The sequence below is a fragment of the Gilliamella sp. B2889 genome, assembly GCF_026536885.1.
Taxonomy (GTDB): Bacteria; Pseudomonadota; Gammaproteobacteria; order Enterobacterales; family Orbaceae; genus Gilliamella; species Gilliamella apicola_E.
Window position 1 is genome coordinate 552,325 of the sequence record NZ_JAFNNF010000001.1, and the last position, 26,458, is coordinate 578,782.

Sequence of the window (26,458 nt, forward strand, 5' to 3'; positions counted from 1 at the left end):
TTTTCTATAATTGGTTAATTACTTTTGGGTTGATAATATTTAGTGTCAAAATTCTGTGAAATGAGTTGTCTTAATGCGTTAACATCAGCAATTTCACCTAATGAAATTAACTGGTAACCCACATTGCCTAAGGCTGATGATTCAATGGGACCTGCGGTAACATTGACATTGCATAAGTCAGCACATAACTGGTTTAAAAAAGCATTTTGGCAACCACCACCGACAATATGTAATGTGTTAATTGGTTTACCACTTAGCATCGATAATTCGTTTAATACATCTCGATATAGATGTGCTAGGCTGTCAAAAATACATCTCACCAATTGAGGGAGATTTTTAGGAGCCTGACCAATGTTTTCTAAACATACCTGTTTGATGGTTTCTGTCATATCATCAGGATTTAGAAACCTTGGATCATTAGGATTAATGAGAAAAGCAAAAGGTTGCTCTTGTTTTGCCAATGTGATTAATTGATTGATATCTTTGACTTCGTGTTCAGAACAAACGCGTTGGAATAACCATAATCCCATGATGTTTTTTAACACTCGATAATTACCATTAACACCACCTTCATTGGTAATATTCGCTTTTAACGCTTCTTTTCCTGTGAAAGGTTGTTTAGATTCCAATCCCATAAGTGACCAAGTACCTGAACATAAATAAGCACTATGTTGGTCCATTAATGGCGCAGCAATAACAGCACTGGCAGTATCATGGCTTGCAATTGCAATTACTGGAATACGATCGCCCTTGGCACTTTGCCAATATCCAACTTGGTTTCCGGGCATACAAATATCACCAAACCATTTACGTGGTATGCCTAGATAATCAAGTAGATCTTTGTCCCAAGTTTGAGTTGCAACATTAACAAGTTGGGTTGTGGTGGCATTGGTATATTCACGATTTAAAACACCGGTCAATCGATAAATCAGATAATCAGGAATCATCACAAAATCAGATACTTGCGATAGCCAAGATGGTGATTCAAGCATCATAGCTTTGAGTTGATAGAGTGTATTGAAGGTTAAGAATTGAATTCCGGTTTTTTGATAAATATTTTCTGTTCCAATTTCATCTTGTACCTTTGACATGATATTGTCAGTACGATGATCGCGATAAGAGTATGTCGGTCCGACGATTTGGCCTTGCTTGTCAAGTAATACATAATCAACGCCCCATGTATCTATACCAATACTATCGAGTTTGATTCCTTGTTGAATAATTTTGTTTAATCCATTTAAGATTTCTTGTTCTAAATAGTTCAAATCCCAACAAAAATTTTTACCATCACTTTTATACCCATTACTGAATCGGTGGATTTCTGTTAATGTGATTTTTTGAGATTGATAACTCGACAACATAACTCGGCCACTAGATGCACCTAAATCAATTGCAGCAATATATCTATCTGCCATTATAACTACCCTCAATTTTGCTAATGGGGATAGTCTAGAGAACTATTTTGATAGACACTTTTAATTGACTGCCATTGTTAGTGAAGTTTGGCAAAATTTTTAAAATGCTTGTGATCTTTGCCACAAAATATGAATTAAGTTGTGCTATTTATACTTTCAGAATAAATATTGATATAATGCATTATTTCGAAAATAATTTGAGAGCTATCTATGTTAAATCAGTTAAAAGCAATTATTCAGTATCTTCTTCCAAAACAATTATTAACTACCCTATTTGGTTGGTTAGCTAACAGACGTTTAGGAAAAGTCACTACATGGATGATTATCGGTTTTTGTAAATTATATAAAATCGATTTAATTGAAGCTAAATTGACTGATGCTAAAGAGTACAAAACGTTCAATGACTTTTTCGCTCGTGAGCTAAAAGAAGATGCGCGAACAATCGATGATGCGGCAAATAGTATTGTAATGCCAGCAGACGGGATAATTAGTCAATTTGGTAACATTCAAGATAATCTTCTTTTGCAAGCTAAAGGACATTTTTATTCTTTAGAATCCCTGCTTGCTTGTCATCCTGATATGATTAAGTTTTTTAAAAATGGATCTTTTGCGACTACCTATTTATCACCTAAAAACTACCATCGTTTTCATATGCCTTGTGATGGTATATTGCGTGAGATGATTTATGTTCCTGGCTCGCTATTTTCAGTTAATAAAGCAACAACAGAAACTATTCCTAATATTTTTGCTCGAAATGAACGTGTAATTTGTCTATTTGAAACTGAATTTGGACCAATGGCACAAATTATGGTTGGGGCAACGATTGTAGGAAGTATTGAATTAAATTGGGAAGGCGTTATTACGCCTCCTCGCGACGGCATAATGAAACGTTGGACTTATTCTGGTCAGATTAAATTAGCGAAGGGTGAAGATATGGGTTGCTTTAAATTAGGTTCAACCGTTATTACGCTGTTTGCTTCAAATGCTGTTGAATTTGACAGCCATCTTAAACTTGGTGACGTTACTCGTGTAGGTCAAAAACTAGCTGAAAGGATCTAACTTTATGTTGATGCGTGGTTTTTTGGGTGGAATATTACTCCTTCTGTCTTGCTTTGCTTTTGCTGAAGAATCAATACCCAATATTGATAATGAAGATCAGCTTACCGAAGTTATTGCTAAGCTTAATGAAAAAAATGAAGATCTTCGTCAGAATATGGAGTATCAAAAAGCACATTTAACCAGCATCATCAATGAACAAAATAATATTAATACACAAATTTCCCATGTTCAAAATACGCTCGCAACCCTTGCTGAACAGGGCGAATGGTTAAGTTTTTCAACAGCATTAGGTGAAACTCTTCGCCAACAGTTATTACGATTACCTGAAAAACCTAAATCACAACCCCTTGATGCTGAAATCGCAGAAGCCAAAGTTCAGCAACTCAATTATTCAAATACCTTAGCTAGGCTAGATAGTTACCCTACGTTACCAAGTAATTTGAATAATCTAAAATCAGCTAGTCAATATCGCCGTTTATTAAGAGAACAAAGTGAGCTCATCAAAACGTTGATTTCGGGTACTGATACCACGATTCTTGAACTAACTAAATTAAAAATATCAAATAAGCAACTAACCAATGCTATCGATGAGGTTAATGATGCTGCACACCGTTACTTTTTCTGGGTTGCTGACGTCAATCCCGTTTCATTAAGTTTTATTCTTGATTTAGCCAGAGATGTAGTTTATGTCACCGTTCAAATTGATACGCTGTCACAACTATATAATGCTGGTGTTGAAGTACTTAGTGCGCCAAAACCATTGTTTTTCCTAGTATTATCTTTATTGTTTGTATTTGTACATTTCAAAATGCGAGGAAAATATAACGCTTTCTTAAATAAATCGGCGGCTCGGGTTGGTAAAGTCACCCAAGATAGTTATTCACTTACTTTGGAAGTGATTGTTTTGTCATTAATTATGGCATTGCCGGTTCCTATTTTATGGGCAGCTTTGGGTTATGCTCTTCAAATTAACTGGGATTATCCTGTAGCCGTTGCTCTAGGCTATGGCGTTAATGCTGCTGCTCCAATTTTGTGGGTGTTTATTATCACCGCGCATTTTGCGTCTCAAAATGGGCTATTTATTACTCATTTTGGCTGGTCAAAGAAAAATGTCCGTCAAGCTATGAAATATTATCAACTGTCGGTTTGGGTGGTTATCCCTTTAGTAATGGTTGTAATGAGCTTTGATCAGTTTAACAACCGTCAATTTGCAGCAACTATCGGTCGTACCGCATTCATTATTCTCTGTTTTGCACTCGTATTTATGACTAATTCTATTCATCGCGCTGGAGTTCCACTTTATATCGATAAAAAAGGATCTGGCGATAATTTATTAAGTCATATTCTGTGGTTTGTGTTGTTGAGTGCACCATGGTTAGCCATTATTGCTGCTTGTTTAGGTTATTTATCGACAGCTGAAGTGTTATTAGGACGATTAGAAGCTTCGGTCATTATCTGGTTTGGCTTGTTAGTGGTCTATTTTATGATACGCCGTTGGATGTGGATACAAAAACGACGAATTGAATTTGAACGTACAAAACAACGTCGATTAGAACGTATGCAACGCGCTAAAGGAATTGAAGAAGATCTCACCCCATTAAATGATAATATGGATGAACCTGTTATCGACTTAGATGCGATCAGTGCCCAATCATTACAACTAGTCAGGTCAATTATTATGCTAACTGCTTTAATTAGTATGATTTTACTTTGGTCTGAACTTCATTCCGCTTTTGCCTTTATGAATAATATCAAGCTATGGGGAACAAGTACCATTATTAATGGCAACGAAATTGAACAACATATTACCCTAGGTGCTGTCTGTATCGCGATCTTGGTTATGACCATTACTGTTCAGTTAGTAAAAAACTTACCTGCGCTGCTTGAGTTAGGCATTTTACAACATTTAGACCTCGCACCCGGCACTGGATATGCCATTTCAACCGTATCAAAATATATTATTTTGATGGTTGGTTGTATGATTGCTTTTTCATTTATCGGGATTGATTGGTCTAAGATTCAGTGGTTAATAGCGGCATTAGGTGTTGGTTTAGGATTTGGTTTACAAGAGATTTTTGCTAACTTTATTTCTGGCTTAATTATTCTGTTTGAAAAGCCGGTGAGAATTGGCGATACCGTAACTATTCGTGATTTAACAGGTAACATTACCAAAATTAATACTCGTGCAATAACGATTGTTGATTGGGATCGTAAAGAAATTGTTATGCCAAATAAGGCTTTTATTACTGAACAATTGGTCAACTGGTCTTTATCTGACTCAATTACTCGTATTGTGTTAACTATACCCGCTACGATTGATGCCGATAGTGAACTGGTTATGAAGCTATTACAACAAGTTTCAGAGGAGTGTGAATTTGTTCTTAACGATCCTGAACCGCAAGTTTTTTTAGTGGATATTCAAGAAGGTATTCAATTATTTGAGCTACGTGTTTTTGCAGCTGAAATGGGACATCGTATGAAATTACGTAGCTCAATACAAAAATTGATTCTTGAAGCTTATCGCCAACATAATTTGACATTGCCATTCCCACCTTTACAAACCAATTTAGAAGCGCTTGGTCGCAAAAGTGGGCGTCGTAGTTATACAATTGGTACCATTTAACCAAACAAGGTTTCTAACCATGGCACCCCAAATGCACCGGGTGCCAATAAAACAAATGCCCAGATTGGTGCTGAAGCAATATTGGCAATATTGAATTTTGTTGCTGGCATATGCATTGTTCCTGCAATTAATGGAACGATTGCACGCAATGGTCCAAAGAATCGACCAATAAACACGCCGAAAGTACCGTATCGCAGGAAAAATTGTTCAGCACGAAATATCATTTTTGGGTATTTATTTAAAGGCCATGAAGAGATTACCTGTTGGTGATAATGTTTACCTAACCAATAAGAGATAAAATCCCCTACAATGGCACCTAATGATGCCGATATCAAAACAGGGACAAACGAGATCACCCCTGTTCCCACTAATGCTCCTGCACCTAATAAAATTGCTGTAGCAGGTACCAGCAATGAAATAATCGCTAATGACTCGCCAAACGCTAATATGAAAATAATTGGCAATGCCCAAATTTGATGATGCTCAATAAATTGCATAATAGTATGCGTAATCTCATTTAATGACATAATTTTTTAGCTTCTATTTTTTTAGAATAACTCATTTTAACACAACAAAAGCAGTATAGTTCGACTAATCATTGGTAGAAACTAACAAAAGTAATAAGTTAAATGACAGGCTTTTTATTGATATCAACCTCAGTTATTATAATTGGAATTAAATTGCTAATAATGATGAGACATACCATGACAGTAGGCATTGAAAAATGTAATGTGAATAAATTTAAACAAGGTCAATTACAACCATTGCAAGAAGATACTGTCGCAATTGAAAAACCTGTTGCGCTTATTTATAACGGTATTTCTCACGTGGTAATGATGGCAACACCCAAAGATCTTAATTATTTTGCTATTGGCTTTTCATTAACAGAAAAAATCATCGAGTCTGTTGATGAAATTTATGGTATTGAGATCATCGATACTAAGCAAGGCATTGAAGTCCATATTGAGCTATCTTCACGACGTTTTATGCAATTAAAAGAAAAACGTCGAAATTTAACTGGTAGAAGTGGCTGTGGAATTTGTGGTACCGAACAGATAGAGCAAGTTTGCCAGTTTATTCCCCCCCTTTCTTTGAACGATAAAATTCATCTTTCTGATTTTGAACAGTCCCTTAATTATCTGAAGAAGGTTCAAACTGTGGGCAGCCAAACTGGTTGTACTCATGCTGCGGTATGGTTAGATTTAAACGGTAATTTTATTGTTGGATTTGAAGATGTGGGCAGGCATGTCGCTTTAGATAAGCTATTAGGCTATCGTGCCACATTTCTACGAAATCAAAATTTAAAAGGTGTAATTCTTGTTTCAAGTCGGGCAAGTTATGAAATGGTACAAAAAACAGCCCGTTGTGGAGTCGAGATCCTCTTTGCCGTTTCAGCAGCAACTTCTATGGCGATTGAACAAGCTAAACAGTGTCAGTTAACATTAGTTGGATTTTTTAGAGATACTCAAGGTGTTATTTATTCTACTAAAGAACGTATTCTCAAATAATATGCAGTTTTTATTTAAATTAATTAAAAATTAATCGATATTAATTATCACAATAAAAACAATATATTAACTTTTTTATACGAAGATATCACATTCCACGTCTTTCTTTATTGGTCGAAGATCATCATAATATACGCTAAAAATAAAAATGACTTTGTTTTTATTATAGATTACGTGAACTTTTTCTATTTATGATTTTGATCACACAGTTTTATCAATTAAGTAGCTACTAAAATTTGAAAGGATAGTGTTATGCATCAAACAGCAGATATTCAACAAGCAGTTAACTATATTCAACAACACACAGACAAAAAACCAACAATCGGGATTATACTTGGATCAGGTTTAGGTCCTTTTGCCGATACTCTTGAAGATGCCATTCATATTCCTTATGACAATATCCCTCACTTTGCTAAATCTGCTGCTGTTGGCCATGCAAATGAATTAGTGATTGGTAAATGCGGTGATAAGACTGTTGTCGCAATGAAAGGCCGTTTTCATTACTATGAAGGTTTTTCATTAGATCAAGTTACCTTCCCTGTGCGTGTAATGAAAATGCTAGGCGTTGAAAAACTAATCATTACCAATGCTTGTGGCGCAGTCAATACTAGCTTTAAGCCAGGGGATTTAATGATAATCACTGATCACATTAACTTAACAGCCAATAATCCATTAATGGGGCCAAATAATCCTGAATTAGGGGTTCGCTTTTTGGATGTAAGCGAAGTTTATAATAAGCAATTAAGAGCAACAGTTAGCGAAGTAGCCAAGGAACTAAATATCACATTACAACAAGGTGTTTATGCTTGGTGGACAGGCCCAACTTATGAAACCCCAGCAGAAATCAGAATGATCCGTACCCTTGGTGCTGATGCGGTTGGTATGTCTACGGTTCCTGAAGCAATTATTGCTCATCACTCTGGCATTAAAACTATCGGTATTTCATGTTTAACTAATATGGCTTGTGGCATTTTAGATCAACCTTTAGGGCATGAAGAAGTGATTGAAACAGCTGAACGCGTTAAATCAACTTTCTTACAATTGATAACTAAAACAATTGCGCGTTTTTAATTTGTATAATTTCACATCAGCAGTTCACTTTATTTTGGATATAAATAATGAACATGAAGCATAGATTACAAGTAATGATGTTTTTCCAATATTTTATTTGGGGAAGCTGGTTGACAACTTTTGGTATTTATTTAATCAATACGTTGCATTTCTCTGGTGCAGAAGTCGGTCTGGTTTATAGCACTAAAGGCTTTGCGGCATTATTTATGCCGTTTATTATTGGAATAATTGCGGATAAATTTATTCCACCAAAATACTTATTTATGCTTTGCCATACTGTTTGTGCTATTGCACTATTTTATGCGGCAACCGCAACAACACCAATTCAACTTTATTGGTTGATGCTTATCAATGCAATGGCTTTTATGCCAACAATTGCATTATCTAATTCAATTAGTTATCACTGTTTAGATAAAAGCAATTTAGACTCTGTTACCGTTTTTCCAAAAATTCGTGTTTTTGGGACAATAGGCTTTATTATTGCTATGTGGACAATCAGTTTACTAAAATTCGATATTAGTAATGCACAGCTCTATATTGCTTGTGGTGCGTCTGTGATTTTGGTTATCTACAGTGCGACTTTACCTGATATTAAAGTCATCACTAATCAACAACAATCATGGATTTCACGCCTTGGTTTAGATGCGTTTGTATTATTGAAAAACCCAGTAATGTCGATATTTTTTCTCTTTTCGATGCTATTAGGGGCTATATTACAAATCACCAACACCTTCGGCGGAGCATTTTTGAAAGATTTTGGTAGAATCCCAGAATTTCAAGATAGCGTGATTGTACAACATCCAGCAATATTATTATCAGTGTCACAAATGGCTGAAGTTGCCTTCATTTTGACGATCCCATTTTTTCTCAAGAAATTTGGAATCAAAAAAGTCATAATAATCAGCTTAATCGCTTGGACACTTAGATTTGGCTTTTTTGCCTATGGTGATCCAACGCCATTTGGTTTTGTATTATTGATGTTATCAATGATTGTATATGGTTGTGCTTTTGACTTCTTTAATATTTCAGGCTCTATCTTTATTGAGAAAGAAGTTAACTCTAATATACGTGCGAGTGCCCAAGGGCTATTTATGACGATGGTTAATGGTATTGGTGCGATTATAGGTTCTTTCATCAGTGGTTTTGTCGTTGATATCAATACTCATGATGGATTAAAAGATTGGCACTCAATATGGTTAATTTTTGCGGCTTACGCATTAATTTTAGGTTTTGTTTTTTATTTTACCTTTAATTATAAACAATCTGCGAAGTAACATCTTATCAATATAAATAAGGGATACATAGTCCCTTATTTATCCTCTGTTTTTTTTGAGTATTACCATACCGTAAAAAATAGTGACATAAAGCCGCAATATATAGCTTGTCGGCTATGATTGTTTTATGCGCCAATTATTGGCGATAAATATAGTTTTAAAAGTAATGAGATTTTAGTATGAAAGAAAAATTTTTTGGTGGTTTATTAGTTTTTTTAGGTGCATGTAGTTTTGGCGTTCTCTCTTCTATTGTAAAAACCGCTTATCAATCAGGTTATACCCTCGGACAAGTTACTGGTGTTCAATGTTTTTTAGGTATGTTGATATTATGGGGGATACATCTGATTGTAAAAACGCTCAAACAACCAAAGATTAAAAATAAAAAAACATTAACCCCAAAATGGAAAGTATGTGCTGTAGGTATATTTCCCGGATTAGTGGGTATTTGCTATTATCAATGTGTACAGTTGGTGCCAGCATCAATTGCGATTATTTTGCTTATGCAATACTTATGGATTAGTGTCATTATTGATTTTGTTATTTTTAAAAATAGACCTTCACCACTTCAATTAGTCACAGTCGTTATCATAATTGTTGGTAGTTGTTTTGCTGCTGGTCTTTTTAATCAAGCTATTGAATTAAATTTAACAGGTTGTTTATTTGGTTTTCTAGCAGCGCTTATGTATTCGCTTTTTATTACAACTAGTAGCAATATCGGCAATGAATTACCAAAATTAGAGAAAAGTGCCTTGATGATAACCGGTGCTTGTATTGTGACTTTCTGTATTTTTCCGCCACTATTTTTCTTTGAACTCAGTATTGACGATAAAATTTATCAACTCGGATTTTTATTGGCCTTATTAGGTACGGTCTTACCCCCTTTTCTATTTTCAGTCGGTATGCCTAAAATCGGCATTTCGTTGAGTGCGATTTTATCCGCTGCAGAACTGCCTGTAGCTGTAACCTGCTCTTATTTTTATTTAAAAGAATCGGTCTATTTGAATCAATGGATTGGAGTAGTGATTATTTTGTTTGCAATCGCCTTACCAAATCTAAAACATTTAAAGAAATAATATTCAATAAATTAAGTGTGGTTATCCACACTTAATTATCTTCAAACAGATCTTGTACTTAACTTTTTAACCAATAGTCTAAAGATTCTTTACAGGATTCTTTTGTTACTCACAAATATTATAACGTTAAGCATAGGCTGATTTTATCTATCGTGGAGATACAATAAGTTACCCTGCTCCCCATTATTTTATCCTGAAGAATATTTGACGTGATAACAATTAGTATATTGTAATAATTTCGAGCTCAAAATCGCTCGAGTGAAAAGAGCAAAAAAAATAATCAGAATGCCAATAATATTTTTCACCGTTATTCTGCCCATTAAAATAATGAAATGTTTAAATAATCTCGCTAAATTAAATTAACAATATATCATTTATCAAATACTGGACAAAAATATAAAAAAATACTAGTATTTAATAACCTGAAAAACAGTAATGTTATTGATAAAATAGTTTATGTTTTTTAAGGTATTTTTTACATCTTTAAAATAAAGTCTTTACCGAGGTTGATACATTTTGTTATTTAGTTTATTTAGTTAAATAAAGTAGAAATGAAGTAATATTATCTTTTGGTATTTAAAAATTTATTGATCGTCCCAATATAAAGTAATATATTTTTATCTTAAAAATATTTTGCATCACCAAGAGTTAATTATTTTCTAAAAATATTTTCTAGTAGAGTAATAACGAAAGAGTTTAAGTCCGATATACGATAAATTAGTAGTTGAGTTTATCCCTTTTATTGCAAACATTTTCAAGAAGATTTGATACTTCTTAAATGGACTTATATCAACCAATGATTGGATTGAGGTATCAATATGCCCCCTAATCTATATTCTAAGACAAATATTTTATCAAGATGAATAGCTTGACTGAGTGATAAATGTTTAGTTGTAAGAAGTCTTATTTATTTTAATCCAGATAGAGTTTATTTAGTTAATCTTTGATTTGTAGATCATAATTGGTATTTTTTTAATTAGTTTTTTCAAAATATTATGGAGGGTACTGAAAAAATAGCCGGTTTAAATAAGCTAGTAATTAGTCTGATAGGCTTATAGTAATCGTATGGTCTTTTTTGTAAAAAAACCACAAGTTTTAATAGTCAGTAGTAAATAGCAGTATTTTAAAAATCTTAATTGATTTTTATTTATAAACATAAAGTTATACAGATATACCTTGGCAATGAGTGTTTATTATCAAATTTATTGTTCTATTTTTACCCTGAATTAAAAAGGAAGTTACAGAATGAAGACATATAAAAAGCCATTATTTACCTTAGTGCACAGTAATGATGCTATTCCTGAACACAAAACTTTAGCTTATTTAGATTCAACATTAAATGATTATACCGATCACATCGACGAAATTATTGGTTTACGTATCAAGGAGTTAAAGCTACACCATTCTGAATACAGGGAACATAATAATGACACTAATAAGAAATCAGGTTTTTCATTTATTTTCCCTGAAATATTTGAATCAGAACACCATAAAAAACAGATTGGCATGTTAAAAGAAGAGATGTTGATTGCCAAAGAATCCAATAAAGTTATGGAATTACTTAGTGATCGTTTAAAAGAATTTGCCAAATTTTACCCAGAAATACAACTTAATTTAAATAATGTTCAACTATTACCAACTAAATTTAAAGAGTACCTTTTTGCTCCACCTTTAGTCTTAACCGAAGATAATGCAATTATGCTTTGGGATGACTAGAAAAAAACTTAACAATAATTAATAAGCTAAAAATCTACAGTAGTAACATACTGTAGATTTTTTTTATTTATAGTTTTATATATTAACTATTAAATGCGCTTTCTCCGTGACTATTAATATCAAGTCCTTCACGTTCATATTCTTCTGAAACTCGTAAACCAACTGTAATATCAGCGATTTTATAAGCAATGAAGGCAATAATTGCAGTCCAAATTACACAGGTAATCACACTCATTAATTGTATGCCAACTTGACTAGCCATAGTAACGCCTTCGGCAAAGCCTATACCACCCAGTGATTCGGAGGTAAATACTCCAGTTAATATACAGCCAACAATACCACACACGCCATGAACGCCAAATACGTCGCAAGTATCATCTACTTTTAAGACTCTTTTTAAAGATGATACGCCCCATACTCCTGCAAAACCACAAGCAAGCCCAATTAACATTGCTCCACCAACACCAACAAAGCCAGCAGCAGGTGTTACACCAACTAATCCAGCTATTACACCCGATGCAGCGCCTAAACATGATGGTTTGCCACGTAGTATCCATTCGGCAATGGTCCAGGCGAGTACGGCTGCGGCTGTTGCAGCTACGGTATTGATGAAGGCTAGCCCAGCGATTTCGTCAGCGTGTGTTGATGATCCTGCATTGAATCCAAACCAACCAATATATAATATTGCGGCCCCTAAATAAACATAAGGTAGGTTGAATGGTTTTAATGGTTCACGGTTATAGCCAATACGGCTTTTAAGCATATAAGCACCTAATAGACCGGCAACAGCTGCATTGATGTGCACAACGGTTCCGCCAGCGAAATCCAATGCACCTTCATCACCAAGGATACCACCACCCCATACCATGTGTGCCATCGGAATATAGGAAAAAGTAAACCATAACACCATAAAGATAAGGACAGCTGAAAAACGGACTCTTTCAGCAAACGCACCTAAGATCAAACAACAAGTAATACAAGCAAATGAACCTTGGAATGCAATCCAAATTAGTTCGTAAATCGAACCTGAAATATCAGTAATACCAACATTAACCAATAAGAATTGCTCAAAATTGCCGAAAAACCAGTTACCTTCACCAAATGCTAATGAATACCCATAAGTAATCCATAATACAGCAATTAAAGAAAAGGTGACTAAGACTTGCGATAACATGGATAGCACATTTTTAGATCGTAATAATCCGCCATAAAAAAATGCGATACCAGGCACAGACATAAATAACACTAATGCAGTACAAATCATCATAAAACCATTATCGGCTTTATCCGCAATTTCCACTTCGCCGGCAAAGACAGGACTAGTTAACATCAAACCTAAAGAGAGAATAATTTTCTTCAACATAATGATATCCTTATTGATTGTTATAGTGCTGACTCATCAGTCTCGCCGGTACGAATTCGAACTACGTGTTCTAATGGCGTAACAAATATTTTGCCGTCGCCTATTTTTCCGGTATAAGCAGCTTTTTTAATGGTGTTAATGACTTCATCGAGTAATTCATCGCTAATGGCTAACTCTATTTTTACTTTTGGTAAAAAGTTAACATTGTATTCAGCGCCTCGGTACAGTTCGGCGTGACCTTTTTGTCGACCAAAACCTTTAACTTCAGTAACAGTTAAACCAGTAACACCTATATTGGATAGTGATTCCCTAACCTCTTCTAATTTAAAAGGCTTAATAACTACAGTGACAAATTTCATCCATTACTCCTTATAACTATTAATCTTATTAAAGTTAATGCAAAGGGCGTGCCAAAAATTAAAAAGAGGGTGATTAATATTGTGAAATACTTAAAATGAGTAAAGGTTATTAGTTGCTATTTAAAAAAAGTTGAGGAACGGGGTTTTTGACGCTGAAAATAACCTCATTGTCGCACTAATATGGTGCTTGTGCTTATTTTTGGTGCTGTTTTAAATGTGCCAAATTAGAATGTTACCATTAATTTTCGATATTCATCATAAGCAAAATGGTCGGTCATACCGCTGATATAATCCTGAATTAAACGACAACGATAGTAAAATTCCCAACAATCAAAGTGTTGATTGTCTATCTGCTCAAGTGCTTGTTGATAAGCTACGCAATGTTTTGCTGATAGTTTGTGATACAACCGAGTTTCGATAGGATATTTTTTGTGATTACCTGTTTTGACTAATTTTATAAAATCATCAGTAGGCATAGCTAAAAGTGGGCTGTAGATCTCTAGCAATCCAGTAATGATTCGGTAACCTTGCAGTTCGATATTTTCAACCGTTTCATGGTTAAAGATGTGTTCAAAGCCAACTGTTTTGAAGATACTAAGTAATTTATATTCCGCACCATGATCTTCAAGTAGAGCATGATTAAAGGAACCATGATAAATTGCTTCGATGTTTTCGATAAATCGTTCAGCTGCATGAGGCACGAGTTGACCAATGGTATTTACGCGCAGATACATAAAAAACTGGTCGATACCTATCGCTTCAAATTCATTCTTTTTCAAATTTTCATAAGGGCGATTCACAACTTCATCAAATAAATCACCTTTTTTAACGGGTCCCCATGCTTCTTTTAAATAATGATAAAGCTGCTGAACAGTTAAAATTTTCTTTTCTACAGCATCTTCAAGATCGGCGATACAGTAGGAAATATCATCTGCTGCTTCCATAATATAAGTGAGCGGATAACGATGGAAAGGTTGGATATCAAGTTGTTCCGAAAGTGTTTTAATAAAAGACTCTTCAGATAGATAATACCCAGGTTTTTTCATTAAGTAATTAAATTCATCAGGTATAGGATCAGACCAATAAGCTGGTTTCGAATATTTAAGAATTGACGCAATTTGCGAGTAAGTTAAATTGAGTCGTAAAATCGTATGAACTAATCGAATCGCTTGTGCATTACCCTCAAAATTAGAGAGATCTTGGCGTATTTTCAATTTTAATGATTGAGTTGATTGATCATCTGTATCCTGAATATTAAGCACTGAGTAGCATGACGTTTTATCTATACCTAAACGCATACCAAACCAATGATTGATTGCCGCTTCACCAAAGTGACCAAATGGTGGATTACCTATATCATGCATTAAGCAAGCCATTTCAACTAGGCTTTCAATTGACATAACTGAATTTTCAAGGCCAAAAGCTTTTAATTGTCCAGATATATTAAGTCGATAAATAATCTCTTTTACAATATAACGACCAACTTGTTGTACTTCCATTGAATGAGTAAGGCGTGTTCGAACGACAGAATTACGCTCTAACGGAAATACTTGTGTTTTTTGTTGTAAACGCCTAATGGCAGCAGAATTAAGGATGCGACCACGATCACTTTCGAAAAAGCGTAAAACCGAGTAATCATCAAATGCTTCACGCGGTTTACTTGCATATCGTTGATAATTAATTTTTTTACTAAAGTCGATCATATCGCAGTCCCTTGATTTAATCAGCTATAATTTTTGTTTTGCCCACGCTATTGGTTGACTATATTCCGCTGGTAATAAAAAGGATAATTGGTTTAATGCTTCAATTAATTTTGGACTATAGTTATGAGTTAGGTTGATGTGTCCAACTTTTCGCCCTGCTCTTACTTCTTTTTCATACCAGTGTAGATGCGCTAAATCAACTGATAACCATTTGAGATTAAAATCTGTTCCAATCAAATTCACCATGACCGATGGGCAAAAAACATCCGGTTTAGGCATTGGTAGTCCTAAAATTGCCCTTAAGTGTAATTCGAATTGGCTAATAGATGCCCCATTTTGGGTCCAATGCCCGCTATTATGTACTCTTGGCGCTAATTCATTAATTAGTAAGTTATCCCCAATAACAAAACATTCCATCGCCATAACGCCTACATAATTGAGTTTATGCATGATGCTTGAAAGCATCTGTTCAGCTTTATTCTGCAATGTATTATTTTTACTAGGAATGGCAACACTCATTTTTAAAATGCCATCTTGATGGAAATTATTTGTTAATGGATAAAAGACAGTTTCACCTTTGGCATTTCTGGCACCAACTAGTGATAGCTCTTCTTCAAAAGGAATGGCTTGTTCAACAATAGCATGTTGATAAACATCATCTGGAATCGAATCGTGAGCAGTTATGCGCCATTGGCCTCGACCATCATAGCCACCTGTTCGACGTTTAACGATTAATAAATCACCCAAATTTTTAAATAAATTCGACCAATCATTTTCATTATTAAGCGGGTACCATTTAGCCGTAGGTAAGTTAAGCTCATCAAGTAACTGCTTTTGACTTAAACGATCTGCTATTATTGGAAATACATCTCGATTAATGAAGTGGGGGTGGATAGCTAAGAGTTGAGTAAACGTTGTTTCGGGCCAACGCTCAATTTCAGCAGTAATGACTGAACTTTGATAAGGGATGGTTGCAGGATCAACATCCAAGCCAACTGGATAGACATGGATTCCTAAAGGTTCACCAGCCTGTCTAAGCATTCGTCCTAGCTGGCCATTTCCTAAAACACAAACAGATTGCATTGTCATATTAAATATCGACTCTCGGATCAGGATTACTCAAAACTTCATCAGTTTGACTCAATCGCCAATTTGATAAACGTAGATAGATCTCTGGGTTATGCAATGCTAGAATTTGTGCAGCTAATAAAGCTGCATTTGCCGCTCCAGCTTTACCTATAGCTAAAGTACCAACAGGAATACCTTTAGGCATTTGTACGATAGAATAAAGGCTATCAATACCACTAAGCGCTGCACTTTGAACTGGAACACCTAACACTGGTACTAGTGTTTTCGCCGCTAACATACCAGGTAAATGCGCAGCCCCACCTGCTCCAGCTATGATCACATCAAAACCTCGTGATTTGGCATTTTGCGCAAATTCAAACAATTTATCAGGTGTTCGGTGTGCAGAAACAATTTCGACATGATAAGCAATGGTTAAAGTATCTAAGATATCCGCAGCATGTTGCATGGTACTCCAATCACTTTTCGAGCCCATTACAATGGCAATTTTAGGTTGAGTATGCATAAACGTTTATAGGAAGATATAAAATATTAAGTGTTCAAAGTATACACTAAAATTAAATGAATGGGCTAGCAAGAAGTAAGGTTGATTATCAATAAGTTAAATTATCAGATTGAGAATATCCGCCAAGATTATGACGGATAATTATCTGTATATTACGGACTCACTGCCGCAACAATTTTTATTTCAATTAAATACTCTTTTTTCATTAACCCTGCATTAACGGTACAACGAACAGGCGCTTTTCCTTTTGCTACCCATTCGTCCCATGCTTTGTTCATGGCAGAAAAATCGTTTTTGTTTACTAAAAATAGTGTAGCATCAAGAATGCGAGTTTTATCACTATTTGCTCTAGCCAAGATGTGATCTATTTCAGCTAATGCACTTTTAGTTTGTATATAAGCATCATCACTCAAATCAGTTGGAACACTAGTATAGTAAATTACATTGTTATGAATTACTGCTTCTGACCACCTTTCCGCAGGATCTATTCGTGTTATTGTCATTATATTTTCCTTAAAGACTATTTATTAAGATACCTTTATAAAATCCGAACGCAATTTTTTAATCTCATCACGTAATACACCTGCTTTTTCAAATTCAAGATTCTGAGCAGCTTCGTACATCATGGCTTCAAGTTCTTTAACTCTTGCCTGAACTTCTTTTATTGAAACATAATTATACTGACCACCTTGTTCAAATGCTTGAATTTTAGCCGTTGATTTTTTAGTGCTTAAACCTGCATCTAAGATATCTTTGATTTCTTTACGCACTGATTTTGGTGTAATTCCATGTTCCTGATTGAAATCTTCCTGTTTTTTACGACGCCTTGCAGTTTCATCAATAGTGAGTTGCATTGCTGGCGTAATTTTATCAGCATATAATATTGCTTTACCATTAACATTTCGAGCTGCGCGTCCCACGGTCTGAATTAATGAGCTTTCTGAACGTAGAAATCCTTCTCGGTCAGCATCTAAAATTGCGACTAATGATACTTCTGGGATATCTAATCCTTCTCGAAGTAAGTTAATACCAACTAATACATCAATCTTACCTAAACGCAAGTCGCGAATAATTTCCATTCGTTCAACAGTGTTAATATCAGAATGCAAATATTTAACATTGACATTATGTTCTGATAAATAGTCTGTCAAATTCTCAGCCATTCGCTTAGTCAATGTTGTCACAAGAACGCGTTCGTCTTGGTTTATGCGTAATTTAATTTCAGACAAAAGATCATCAACTTGAGTAGCCACAGGCCTAACTTCGATGATTGGATCTAATAATCCTGTAGGTCTTACCACTTGTTCGATGATTTCACCTGCTGATTTTTCAATTTCATATTTAGCAGGTGTTGCCGAAACATAAATTGTTTGTGGCATGATATTTTCAAATTCTGTAAATTTTAATGGTCTATTATCTAAAGCCGAAGGTAATCGAAAACCGTATTCAACCAGATTAAGTTTTCGCGATCTATCACCATTATACATTGCACCCAATTGTGGGATTGCTACATGCGATTCATCAATAAACAATAAGCCATCAGCAGGTAAATAATCAAATAATGTTGCTGGCGGATCGCCTGCATTTCGTCCTGCTAAATAACGAGAATAGTTTTCTATCCCAGAACAATAACCAAGCTCTGTCATCATCTCAATATCAAATAGTGTGCGTTGAGTTAATCGTTGCTCTTCTAATAGACGATTATTGTCCAACAATACTCTTTGGCGTTCTTGAAGCTCTTGCTTAATTTCAACAATTGCGTCATCCATGATATTTCTTGGTGTGACATAGTGTGTTTTTGGATAAATAGTAATACGTGGTACTTCATTAATTGCATTACCTGTTAATGGATCAAATATGACTATTCTTTCAACTTCATCATCAAAAAGCTCAACACGCACTGCATGTTCATCTGAATCAGCTGGAAATATATCAATCACATCGCCACGAACACGAAAAGTACCGCGACTAAAGCCAATTTCATTACGTGTATATTGTAATTCTGCTAAGCGCGTTAATACTGCGCGTTGGTCAGTAATCGTCCCTCTTGCCAAATGTAATATCATTGACATGTAAGTTTCAGGTGCACCTAAACCATAAATAGCCGATACCGAAGCAACGATAACAACATCACGGCGTTCTAATAATGATTTGGTTGCCGATAGTCTCATTTGTTCAATGTGCTCGTTAATCGATGCATCTTTCTCTATAAATGTGTCTGTAGACGGAACATAAGATTCTGGCTGATAATAATCATAATAAGAGACGAAATATTCCACCGCATTATCTGGAAAGAACGCTTTCATTTCACCATATAGTTGAGCAGCCAAAGTCTTATTAGGCGCTAAAATAATTGTTGGGCGATTATGCTTTGCAATAACATTAGCCATGGTAAAAGTTTTACCAGATCCTGTTACTCCTAATAATGTTTGATGCGCAATTCCATCATCAAGATTTTGATTTATACGATCAATTGCTACCGGCTGATCACCTGCTGGTTTAAAATCAGAACATAATTTAAATTTTCTCATTACATCGCAACCTAAAATTTCACCTATTAATAAAAATTATCCCCAAAAACACTTGACCTTTAAAAATGTTATATTTTTTGTTCAGTTAAGTTAAAAGTTTGTTAAGACATTATTAAAACTATACCTTGATTTATCGTAACGTTATGATTAATAATAATTATTAAAATCATGGCTAAGTTGTAATCAAATTAAATAAAAACCTGATAGACATTGAAGTTAGCACACTTTTCAATTAACTATTCACAGACTTATCCACAGGCAACGGGGATAACTTGCTAAGTATAATCAATATAGACTTTTTTGAATTTTTAGCTTAAAAAAACGCCACTAAAAAAAAGTTTTTTTATTGATTATTTCTATTTTTAAGTCTTATTTTAATAGTCTATAACTAATCCATTATTTGATACGCTCAATTTTATATTGATAGCCAACAGTATCATTTGGCACAAAAGTTAATCGATGAGTGATGCATTTTGGTGCATCTTCTGCATGATGTGAAACAAACAATAATTGTGTACGACCTTTATCGATTAAATTATCAATCCAATTTTTTACTAGTTCTCTATTTAGATGATCCAGCCCTTGTAGCGGTTCATCTAAGATAAGTAATGTTGGATGTTTCACTAAAGCTCTCGCTATCAATACTAATCGCTGTTGTCCCCAAGATAATGATTGAAAGGGTTTATCGGCTAAACCAGTCAAATCTAGTAATTGTAACCATTGCTTAACTAACTTTGCTTGTTTATCACTAATCGCTTGGTAGACCCCAATTGAATCAAAGTACCCCGATACCAATACATTTTCCACACTCAAGCTAACTCGATAGTCAAGGTGAAAACTACTACTGACATAACCAATATGACGTTTAATATCCCATATTGTTTCGCCAGACCCTCGTTTTCGCCCAAATAGCGTCAAATCATTACTATAACCCTGAGGATGATCGCCAGTTATTAGACTTAATAATGTCGATTTACCTGCGCCATTTGGACCAATGATCTGCCAATTTTCATTCGCTTTTACCAACCAACTAAGTCCATTAATAATTGCCTTTCCATCATATTGAACATGACCATTATTTAATATAATGCGGTCTAATGTATCGGGTAGTTGAATGGGTGTTTCATCCGGTTCGGGTAAAGTAAAGTTTGATAGCTGTTCTAAATTCGCAAGTTGCTTGATGGCTACGTCATTTAATATGGTGTCTTTGGATCCAAATTTCAATAGCTGGCAGTTAGCAAGTATTCCAATATTTTTTACAAATATTGGGATTTCATTAAAACGATTCAACACCATTACAATCGTAATATTTTTTTCAGAGAGTTGTTTAAGTTTTTCAGCTAGGTTTGCTCGAGATGCAACATCTAAACCATCAAACGGTTCATCTAAAATTAGCAGTTCCGGTCGGCTCATTAATGTGCGACATATCAATGTTTTGCGTGTTTCACCGGTTGAGAGATATTTAAAGCGACGATCTAACAGATGTTCAATACCAAATTGTCGGGCTAAATGTTCGCAAAGTTCGGCATCTTGATTAACTTCTTGAATAATTTCTGCTGTAGTTAATCCAGTATCATCTTCGTTGTCACTAAGCATATCGGTATTATTGCGTTTCCATTCATCATCTATTATTTTTTGAAGTTGCTCAAATGAGATATGCGCTATTGATTTAAATTGATTGATAACTTTACCCGACAATAACGGTTGATTACCAGCTAATGCTTTAGCCAATACCGACTTGCCCGAGCCATTTCGACCTACAAAAGCGACAATGTCACCACTATTGATAGTCAATGATTCAATTTTAAAAACGTTGAAATCACTTATTTTATATACTGCATTTTCAATTTGTAACATAAATACCTCAAACTGCTAGACTAATGTGGCAACAATGATGTTCTGGGGATGGATGGATATGGTAGTTTTTTGGCCTTCGGTTAATTTTAGATGATTAATTTCACTGGTTGATTTATTAGCATAAAGCATCATACCGGAAGGTAATGAAAATGAGATCTCAGATAATTGACCATCGCTTACTATTTTTTCAACTTTAACTCTTAATTGATTTTCATTTAAATCATTCAATTCAATCAAAGGTGCTTTAATCAATAAAAGAACAGTTTTATCAATATTCAATTTTAAACGCGCAATACTTTGTTGAGTTATATAAGCTTTTAATTCAGTTTGGTTATCACTTAATTTTACTTTTACAAACCCAGCTATATTGTTAGTTTCAATGCTCGAAACATTGCCATAGATTTGATTACGGGCGCTAGTCTGTAATGATAATTTAGCGGTTATTTTTAATATATCATCAAGAGGAATATTGTCGTCATTTAGAATATTAAAAGCATTATATTGGAGTTGAGTTAAGAGATCATAAAGCTGAATAAACCTTACCGCATAAGCGCTAAGTTTTGTACCTCCGCCATTTTTACCACCCGTTGCTGTTATTAAAAAAGGTTTTGGTGATAACTGATTGATTTCGTTTATCGCATCCCAAGCAGTTTTATAGCTAATACCGACTTTTTTAGCCGCTTGGGTTAGTGAGCCAGTTAGTTCTATTGCTTTTAATAAGGCAATTCGTCTGGGATCAGTAAATAATTGCTGATTTATGTTTAAAGTTAATAATATTTCTGGTGACAGCATTACTTTATGCCTTAATTGAATAAACAAGCTACTTTCAATAAAAAAGTAAATCTATTGTAGACGTTTTTTTCTTTTCCTTCAAAAAATGTCCTTAGCCATATTCGTAAAGAATAAAAATAGTGTACTGCTTAAAGTTTGATTGTACTTTATTAATAAATTTTGATAGCATCGCTATATAGTTCATTATATAACGAATGTGAGGAATAAAATGCGTAGAATCATTGGTGTATCACTATTTATAGTAACTTTACTCGTCAGTTTAACAACATCTGCCACCCAAAAAATTACGGTATTTGCAGCAGCATCACTTACTAATGCAATGCAAGATATTGCAACTTCTTACAAAGATGCAGAAATTGTTTTCTCATTTGCTTCATCTTCTGTATTAGCCAAACAAATTGAACAAGGGGCACCTGCTGATATATTTATGTCTGCTGACCAAAAGTGGATGAATTATCTTATTGAACACAAAGTTGCAACAGATAAACAGAATTTGTTAAAAAATGGATTAGTATTGATTGCTCCAAAACAATCTAAATTAGAAAAGGTAGAAATTAATGCAAATACTGATTGGCAAGCCATTTTACCAAAAGGAGAAAGGTTAGCTGTTGGTGATCCTGACCATGTACCTGCAGGGCTTTATGCTAAGGAATCTTTAACCAATTTAGGCGTATTTGATAAATTATTGCCTCAAATGGCGCCAGCAAGTAATGTCCGTGATGCATTAATGTTAGTTGAGCGTAATGAAGCTGCATTAGGTATTGTTTACAGTACTGATGCGAAAGTAAGTGATAAAGTGAAAATTATTGGTAGCTTTCCCGCTGAGACATTTACACCAATTGAATATCCGATCACATTACTTAAACCTGAAGCAAAAGAATTTTATCAATATTTAAGTTCTGAAACTGCCAAAAAGATTTTCCAAAAATATGGTTTTATCACTGAATAGAATTTAAACAAGATGATGTTAACTGAGTATGAATGGCAAACATTGCTGTTAAGCTTGAAAATAGCAGGAGCAGCAATTGTCTTTAGCCTTCCAATAGGTGTGTTGACAGCTTGGATTTTAGCAAGATGTCAATTTATCGGTAAATCACTATTTGATAGCATTGTCCATTTGCCTTTAGTGTTGCCTCCAGTAGTATTAGGCTATCTTCTACTCTTAACAATGGGGCGCCATGGCTTTATTGGCGAATGGTTAGATAAATATTTTCATTTAAGCTTTAGCTTCAATTGGCAAGGTGCAGCTTTAGCTTCTGCTGTGGTTGCGTTCCCGCTTATGGTTCGATCGATTCGATTAGCAATTGAATCGATAGATTCACGTTTAGAAAATGTAGCTCGAACTTTAGGTGCTAAACCATTTCGAGTCTTTATGACGGTCACGTTACCATTAGCTTTCCCTGGGATTTTAATGGGAGTCGTGCTCGGTTTTGCTCGTTGCTTAGGTGAATTTGGCGCGACAATTACCTTTGTATCAAACATTCAAGGAGAAACACGCACCCTTCCATTAGCAATGTACACCTTATTACAAACCCCAGATGGCGAGTCAGGAGCATTACGACTTTGTATTGTTTCGATCATTTTATCTTTAGTTGCCTTATTCGTTTCAGAGATGCTAAATCGTTGGCATAAAAAGAAATTAACAGGATAGCGATAATGTTAAATATCAATGTAAGCAAAAAACTTTCCTCGTTTGTTTTCGAATTTAAACATGAAATTAACTGCCAAGGTGTGACTGCTGTTTTAGGGGTTTCTGGTTCGGGAAAATCAACACTTATCAACCTTATTAATGGTTTAATCAAACCTGATAATGGTTATATCAATTTAAAACAAGATAGTTTAGTCGATACAGAAAAACATATTTTTGTCACACCAGAGAAAAGACAAATTGGTACTGTTTTTCAAGATGCACTACTTTTTCCTCATTATAAAGTAATCAAAAATTTAACTTATGGGGCACGATCGTTAAATACAGAAAAATTTGATGATATTGTCAATGTGCTCAATATTGGTTCACTACTTGATCGTTATCCAGCGATGCTGTCAGGTGGTGAAAAACAGCGAGTTGCTATTGGTCGAGCTTTATTAACCAACCCCAAATTATTATTGATGGATGAACCTTTATCCGCTTTAGATATGCCCCGTAAAAAGGAGTTATTAAACTATATTAATAAACTAGTGAGTGACTTGAACATACCTATTATCTATGTCACCCATAATATTAATGAAGTCAAACGTATTGCTCAGCATGTAGCCCTGTTAGAACAGGGGAAATTAATAGACTTTGGTACGACAGAACAAATATTACAAAGTAACTATTTGAAAGACTGGCTATAAAGCTTTAATGTAGTACTATTCTCTTCTTGTTTTATATATGAAACACCATCATGCCAAGCACCTAATACTATTCTGGTTACTGATTCACCATTAATGGTTAGATGATGGGTTGCAGGTTTATGAGTATGGCCATGAACCATTATATTGGCATTATTCTCAATCATCATATCAATCACTGCTTGTGGATTTACATCCATGATAGTTTCTGATTTTATTTGATTATGCTGACTACTCTCTTTTCGTAATTTCGCCGCAATTTTTAATCGAATAAATAATGGTAAGAATAAAAATAACTTTTGTAGCCACTTTTTATGCATGATTTTTCGGAATTTTTGGTATTGATGATCATCAATACAAAGCAGGTCGCCATGTAAAAAAACAATATTTTTATCCTGATTGACTAAACAATTAATATCGCCTAGTAAGGTCATATCACATCGCTTAGCATAGTCTTTACCAATCAGAAAATCACGATTACCGTGGACAAAAAACTTTTTAATTTGCTTTGAGGATAACTCATTTAAAGCATCCGAAATCTGTTTGTGTAGTGTTGAATCAACATCATCCCCCACCCAATAGTCAAACAAATCCCCTAGAATATAGAGTTCACAGCCATTAGGTAATTGTTTAAGAAATGACAAAAAGCCTGCTGTAATATCAAAATGATGTGCAGCAGGCTCGTTTTCACCGAGGTGAATATCTGCGATAAAAAAGCGAACAGGATTATTCAACCGTTACACTCTTAATCACGACATCTTCAACTGGCACATCAGAATGCATTCCATTACGGCCAGTTTTAACGGCTTTGATCTTATCGACAACATCCATGCCATCCACAACTTCTGCAAATACGCAGTAACCAAAACCATTAATATCAGAAGAACGATAATTTAAATAATCATTATCAACGACATTAATAAAGAATTGAGCCGTCGCGGAATGAGGATCACTTGTACGTGCCATAGCTAAAGTACCACGACTATTTTTTAGACCATTAGCAGCCTCATTTTTGATTGGAGCCTTAGTTTTTTTCTGTTTCATACCTGGTTCAAATCCACCACCTTGAATCATAAAATTATTAATCACTCGATGGAATATAGTGTTGTCATAGAAACCTTCTTTACAATATTCAACAAAATTTTTGACTGTTTCAGGAGCTTTATCATCAAAAGTATTGATCTTAATATCACCTAAAGAAGTATGAAATATAATCATAAGATGTCCTTATTTTCATTTTTTAATTCATAAAAATCATAATACAAATCTGTCTATTATCTTAGACTTACTCGCTTAATCTTTCACATGCCTCTAATGTATTACTCATTAGCATTGCAACCGTCATTGGCCCTACTCCACCAGGTACAGGTGTGATCCAACCGGCATGTTGGCTAGCAATATCGAATTCTACATCTCCAACAAGTTTGCCATCAGGTAAACGGTTAATTCCAACATCAATTACGATAGCACCAGGTTTGATCCATTCTCCCTTAACATAGTTAGGGATTCCAACACCCGCAACAACAATATCAGCATTACGAACATGCTTTTCTAAATCAATAGTTCTGCTATGAGTAATCGTTGTGGTACAACCTAATAACAATAATTCTAACGCCATAGGACGTCCAACAATGCTCGATGCACCTACAACTGTTGCGTTTAAGCCAGATAAATTAATGCCAGTTGATTCTAACATTTTAACAACACCATACGGCGTGCATGGGCGTAATATCGGATCGCGTTGTAATAAATGACCAATATTATAAGGATGAAAACCATCAACATCTTTACGAGGATCGATACGCTCTAACACTTTTGTCTTATCAATGTTATCTGGTAATGGAAGCTGAACTAAGATGCCATGAACATCAGCTCGTTGATTTAATTCATCGATCAACGCTAATAATGCCTCAGTGGTTGAAGATGGATAATCATAAGCAAAAGAAGCAAAGCCGACATCGTCACAAGCTTTTTGCTTATTTTTAACATAAATTTTAGAAGCGGGATCAGAGCCAACTTGTATAACAGCTAGCCCTGGAACAGATAAACCTTGTTCAGTCCGGGATTTTACCTTTTTGGCTATTTCGTTACGTATTTGCTGCGCTAACGCTTTACCATCAATTATTTTTGCAGTCATAAGCGATTACTTCTTTTACCCAATGAATGGGGTATTCTCGCAAAAGTTTTTA

23 protein-coding genes and 1 pseudogene are annotated in these 26,458 nt (G+C 34.7%); 10 read left to right on the plus strand and 14 right to left on the minus strand.

Features of this window, described 5'->3' with window-relative positions:
• Positions 1 to 14 precede the first annotated feature (14 nt).
• Positions 15 to 1,415, minus strand: coding sequence for a rhamnulokinase (rhaB, locus tag J3U09_RS02525; RefSeq protein WP_267357005.1), 1,401 nt, complete (start codon positions 1,413 to 1,415; stop codon positions 15 to 17).
• A 210-nt stretch (positions 1,416 to 1,625) separates the two neighbouring features.
• Between rhaB and asd the strand changes: the two are divergent.
• A pseudogene (gene asd / locus J3U09_RS02530) lies at positions 1,626 to 2,471 on the plus strand (archaetidylserine decarboxylase); the annotation flags it as partial.
• A 7-nt stretch (positions 2,472 to 2,478) separates the two neighbouring features.
• A complete protein-coding gene (mscM, locus tag J3U09_RS02535; protein ID WP_267357007.1) occupies positions 2,479 to 5,097 on the plus strand; it encodes a miniconductance mechanosensitive channel MscM in 2,619 nt (872 codons plus the stop codon).
• Here mscM and J3U09_RS02540 read toward each other — a convergent pair.
• Complete coding sequence (locus J3U09_RS02540; RefSeq protein ID WP_267357008.1) at positions 5,094 to 5,624, minus strand: DedA family protein; 531 nt, start codon at positions 5,622 to 5,624, stop codon at positions 5,094 to 5,096. The genes mscM and J3U09_RS02540 overlap by 4 nt on opposite strands.
• Before the next feature lie 177 nt (positions 5,625 to 5,801).
• Between J3U09_RS02540 and fdhD the strand changes: the two genes are divergently transcribed.
• The 5 genes from fdhD to J3U09_RS02565 all read left to right on the plus strand — a co-directional run bounded on the left by fdhD (position 5,802) and on the right by J3U09_RS02565 (position 11,739).
• The gene (fdhD, locus tag J3U09_RS02545) at positions 5,802 to 6,605 is read left to right on the plus strand and encodes a formate dehydrogenase accessory sulfurtransferase FdhD (RefSeq protein WP_267352688.1); all 804 of its coding nucleotides are present in this window, start codon (positions 5,802 to 5,804) and stop codon (positions 6,603 to 6,605) included.
• 252 nt (positions 6,606 to 6,857) lie between these two features.
• The gene (locus tag J3U09_RS02550) at positions 6,858 to 7,676 is read left to right on the plus strand and encodes a purine-nucleoside phosphorylase (protein WP_267352689.1); all 819 of its coding nucleotides are present in this window, start codon (positions 6,858 to 6,860) and stop codon (positions 7,674 to 7,676) included.
• Between the two features lie 47 nt (positions 7,677 to 7,723).
• A complete protein-coding gene (locus tag J3U09_RS02555; protein ID WP_065734593.1) occupies positions 7,724 to 8,950 on the plus strand; it encodes a nucleoside permease in 1,227 nt (408 codons plus the stop codon).
• Positions 8,951 to 9,129: 179 nt separating this feature from the next.
• The gene (locus tag J3U09_RS02560; protein ID WP_267342836.1) at positions 9,130 to 10,023 is read left to right on the plus strand and encodes an EamA family transporter; all 894 of its coding nucleotides are present in this window, start codon (positions 9,130 to 9,132) and stop codon (positions 10,021 to 10,023) included.
• A 1,245-nt stretch (positions 10,024 to 11,268) separates the two neighbouring features.
• Positions 11,269 to 11,739 (plus strand): hypothetical protein, encoded by a 471-nt coding sequence (locus tag J3U09_RS02565; protein WP_267357009.1) that lies wholly within the window; start codon positions 11,269 to 11,271, stop codon positions 11,737 to 11,739.
• Positions 11,740 to 11,821: 82 nt separating this feature from the next.
• On the opposite strand, the gene amtB is transcribed toward J3U09_RS02565, so the two are convergent.
• From amtB to J3U09_RS02610, 9 genes are all read right to left on the minus strand, one after another.
• Positions 11,822 to 13,102, minus strand: a complete 1,281-nt coding sequence (gene amtB / locus J3U09_RS02570; RefSeq protein WP_267338329.1) for an ammonium transporter AmtB — start codon at positions 13,100 to 13,102, stop codon at positions 11,822 to 11,824.
• A gap of 20 nt (positions 13,103 to 13,122) precedes the next feature.
• Positions 13,123 to 13,461 (minus strand): P-II family nitrogen regulator, encoded by a 339-nt coding sequence (gene glnK, locus J3U09_RS02575; protein ID WP_267352691.1) that lies wholly within the window; start codon positions 13,459 to 13,461, stop codon positions 13,123 to 13,125.
• Between the two features lie 224 nt (positions 13,462 to 13,685).
• Complete coding sequence (dgt, locus tag J3U09_RS02580; protein ID WP_267352692.1) at positions 13,686 to 15,164, minus strand: dGTPase; 1,479 nt, start codon at positions 15,162 to 15,164, stop codon at positions 13,686 to 13,688.
• Between the two features lie 24 nt (positions 15,165 to 15,188).
• Positions 15,189 to 16,247 carry a 5-(carboxyamino)imidazole ribonucleotide synthase gene (gene purK, locus J3U09_RS02585; protein WP_416380028.1) on the minus strand — a complete coding sequence of 353 codons (1,059 nt, stop codon included), beginning with the start codon at positions 16,245 to 16,247 and terminating at the stop codon, positions 15,189 to 15,191.
• 7 nt (positions 16,248 to 16,254) lie between these two features.
• The gene (gene purE / locus J3U09_RS02590) at positions 16,255 to 16,755 is read right to left on the minus strand and encodes a 5-(carboxyamino)imidazole ribonucleotide mutase (RefSeq protein WP_267338327.1); all 501 of its coding nucleotides are present in this window, start codon (positions 16,753 to 16,755) and stop codon (positions 16,255 to 16,257) included.
• Between the two features lie 152 nt (positions 16,756 to 16,907).
• Positions 16,908 to 17,258: a RidA family protein gene (locus J3U09_RS02595; protein ID WP_267330200.1), complete on the minus strand. Its 351-nt coding sequence runs from the start codon at positions 17,256 to 17,258 to the stop codon at positions 16,908 to 16,910.
• 24 nt (positions 17,259 to 17,282) lie between these two features.
• The gene (gene uvrB / locus J3U09_RS02600; RefSeq protein WP_065562566.1) at positions 17,283 to 19,286 is read right to left on the minus strand and encodes an excinuclease ABC subunit UvrB; all 2,004 of its coding nucleotides are present in this window, start codon (positions 19,284 to 19,286) and stop codon (positions 17,283 to 17,285) included.
• 396 nt (positions 19,287 to 19,682) lie between these two features.
• Positions 19,683 to 21,143, minus strand: coding sequence for a molybdate ABC transporter ATP-binding protein ModF (modF, locus tag J3U09_RS02605; RefSeq protein WP_267357013.1), 1,461 nt, complete (start codon positions 21,141 to 21,143; stop codon positions 19,683 to 19,685).
• Positions 21,144 to 21,158: 15 nt separating this feature from the next.
• The gene (locus J3U09_RS02610; RefSeq protein WP_267357015.1) at positions 21,159 to 21,935 is read right to left on the minus strand and encodes a TOBE domain-containing protein; all 777 of its coding nucleotides are present in this window, start codon (positions 21,933 to 21,935) and stop codon (positions 21,159 to 21,161) included.
• A 208-nt stretch (positions 21,936 to 22,143) separates the two neighbouring features.
• On the opposite strand from J3U09_RS02610, the gene modA reads away from it, so the two are divergent.
• Genes modA through modC form a run of 3 tightly spaced genes read left to right on the plus strand, consistent with a single transcriptional unit; the run spans position 22,144 to position 24,272 of the window.
• A complete protein-coding gene (gene modA / locus J3U09_RS02615) occupies positions 22,144 to 22,884 on the plus strand; it encodes a molybdate ABC transporter substrate-binding protein (protein ID WP_218058406.1) in 741 nt (246 codons plus the stop codon).
• 12 nt (positions 22,885 to 22,896) lie between these two features.
• Positions 22,897 to 23,586, plus strand: a complete 690-nt coding sequence (gene modB / locus J3U09_RS02620) for a molybdate ABC transporter permease subunit (RefSeq protein ID WP_065562570.1) — start codon at positions 22,897 to 22,899, stop codon at positions 23,584 to 23,586.
• A gap of 5 nt (positions 23,587 to 23,591) precedes the next feature.
• Positions 23,592 to 24,272 carry a molybdenum ABC transporter ATP-binding protein gene (modC, locus tag J3U09_RS02625; RefSeq protein ID WP_267357017.1) on the plus strand — a complete coding sequence of 227 codons (681 nt, stop codon included), beginning with the start codon at positions 23,592 to 23,594 and terminating at the stop codon, positions 24,270 to 24,272.
• On the opposite strand, the gene J3U09_RS02630 is transcribed toward modC, so the two are convergent.
• The 3 genes from J3U09_RS02630 to folD all read right to left on the minus strand — a co-directional run bounded on the left by J3U09_RS02630 (position 24,251) and on the right by folD (position 26,406).
• Positions 24,251 to 25,003, minus strand: a complete 753-nt coding sequence (locus J3U09_RS02630; protein ID WP_267357019.1) for a UDP-2,3-diacylglucosamine diphosphatase — start codon at positions 25,001 to 25,003, stop codon at positions 24,251 to 24,253. The two genes, modC and J3U09_RS02630, sit on opposite strands and share 22 nt — an antisense overlap.
• The gene (gene ppiB, locus J3U09_RS02635) at positions 24,996 to 25,487 is read right to left on the minus strand and encodes a peptidylprolyl isomerase B (protein ID WP_065562573.1); all 492 of its coding nucleotides are present in this window, start codon (positions 25,485 to 25,487) and stop codon (positions 24,996 to 24,998) included. Before ppiB ends, J3U09_RS02630 begins: the two co-directional genes overlap by 8 nt.
• 67 nt (positions 25,488 to 25,554) lie before the next feature.
• Positions 25,555 to 26,406, minus strand: coding sequence for a bifunctional methylenetetrahydrofolate dehydrogenase/methenyltetrahydrofolate cyclohydrolase FolD (gene folD / locus J3U09_RS02640; protein ID WP_267331346.1), 852 nt, complete (start codon positions 26,404 to 26,406; stop codon positions 25,555 to 25,557).
• Positions 26,407 to 26,458: the final 52 nt, after the last annotated feature.

Excerpts from the sequence above, each read along its gene's own strand:
- J3U09_RS02555 (WP_065734593.1), top strand. The coding sequence starts at position 7,724 with ATGAACATGAAGCATAGATTACAAGTAATGATGTTTTTCCAATATTTT.
- mscM (WP_267357007.1), top strand. The coding sequence starts at position 2,479 with ATGTTGATGCGTGGTTTTTTGGGTGGAATATTACTCCTTCTGTCTTGC.
- J3U09_RS02550 (WP_267352689.1), top strand. The coding sequence starts at position 6,858 with ATGCATCAAACAGCAGATATTCAACAAGCAGTTAACTATATTCAACAA.
- glnK (WP_267352691.1), bottom strand. The coding sequence starts at position 13,461 with ATGAAATTTGTCACTGTAGTTATTAAGCCTTTTAAATTAGAAGAGGTT.
- ppiB (WP_065562573.1), bottom strand. The coding sequence starts at position 25,487 with ATGATTATATTTCATACTTCTTTAGGTGATATTAAGATCAATACTTTT.
- amtB (WP_267338329.1), bottom strand. The coding sequence starts at position 13,102 with ATGTTGAAGAAAATTATTCTCTCTTTAGGTTTGATGTTAACTAGTCCT.
- J3U09_RS02560 (WP_267342836.1), top strand. The coding sequence starts at position 9,130 with ATGAAAGAAAAATTTTTTGGTGGTTTATTAGTTTTTTTAGGTGCATGT.
- folD (WP_267331346.1), bottom strand. The coding sequence starts at position 26,406 with ATGACTGCAAAAATAATTGATGGTAAAGCGTTAGCGCAGCAAATACGT.
- dgt (WP_267352692.1), bottom strand. The coding sequence starts at position 15,164 with ATGATCGACTTTAGTAAAAAAATTAATTATCAACGATATGCAAGTAAA.
- fdhD (WP_267352688.1), top strand. The coding sequence starts at position 5,802 with ATGACAGTAGGCATTGAAAAATGTAATGTGAATAAATTTAAACAAGGT.
- modC (WP_267357017.1), top strand. The coding sequence starts at position 23,592 with ATGTTAAATATCAATGTAAGCAAAAAACTTTCCTCGTTTGTTTTCGAA.
- modA (WP_218058406.1), top strand. The coding sequence starts at position 22,144 with ATGCGTAGAATCATTGGTGTATCACTATTTATAGTAACTTTACTCGTC.
- J3U09_RS02610 (WP_267357015.1), bottom strand. The coding sequence starts at position 21,935 with ATGCTGTCACCAGAAATATTATTAACTTTAAACATAAATCAGCAATTA.
- rhaB (WP_267357005.1), bottom strand. The coding sequence starts at position 1,415 with ATGGCAGATAGATATATTGCTGCAATTGATTTAGGTGCATCTAGTGGC.
- J3U09_RS02595 (WP_267330200.1), bottom strand. The coding sequence starts at position 17,258 with ATGACAATAACACGAATAGATCCTGCGGAAAGGTGGTCAGAAGCAGTA.
- uvrB (WP_065562566.1), bottom strand. The coding sequence starts at position 19,286 with ATGAGAAAATTTAAATTATGTTCTGATTTTAAACCAGCAGGTGATCAG.
- purK (WP_416380028.1), bottom strand. The coding sequence starts at position 16,247 with ATGCAATCTGTTTGTGTTTTAGGAAATGGCCAGCTAGGACGAATGCTT.
- J3U09_RS02540 (WP_267357008.1), bottom strand. The coding sequence starts at position 5,624 with ATGTCATTAAATGAGATTACGCATACTATTATGCAATTTATTGAGCAT.
- modB (WP_065562570.1), top strand. The coding sequence starts at position 22,897 with ATGATGTTAACTGAGTATGAATGGCAAACATTGCTGTTAAGCTTGAAA.
- J3U09_RS02565 (WP_267357009.1), top strand. The coding sequence starts at position 11,269 with ATGAAGACATATAAAAAGCCATTATTTACCTTAGTGCACAGTAATGAT.
- modF (WP_267357013.1), bottom strand. The coding sequence starts at position 21,143 with ATGTTACAAATTGAAAATGCAGTATATAAAATAAGTGATTTCAACGTT.
- purE (WP_267338327.1), bottom strand. The coding sequence starts at position 16,755 with ATGCATACTCAACCTAAAATTGCCATTGTAATGGGCTCGAAAAGTGAT.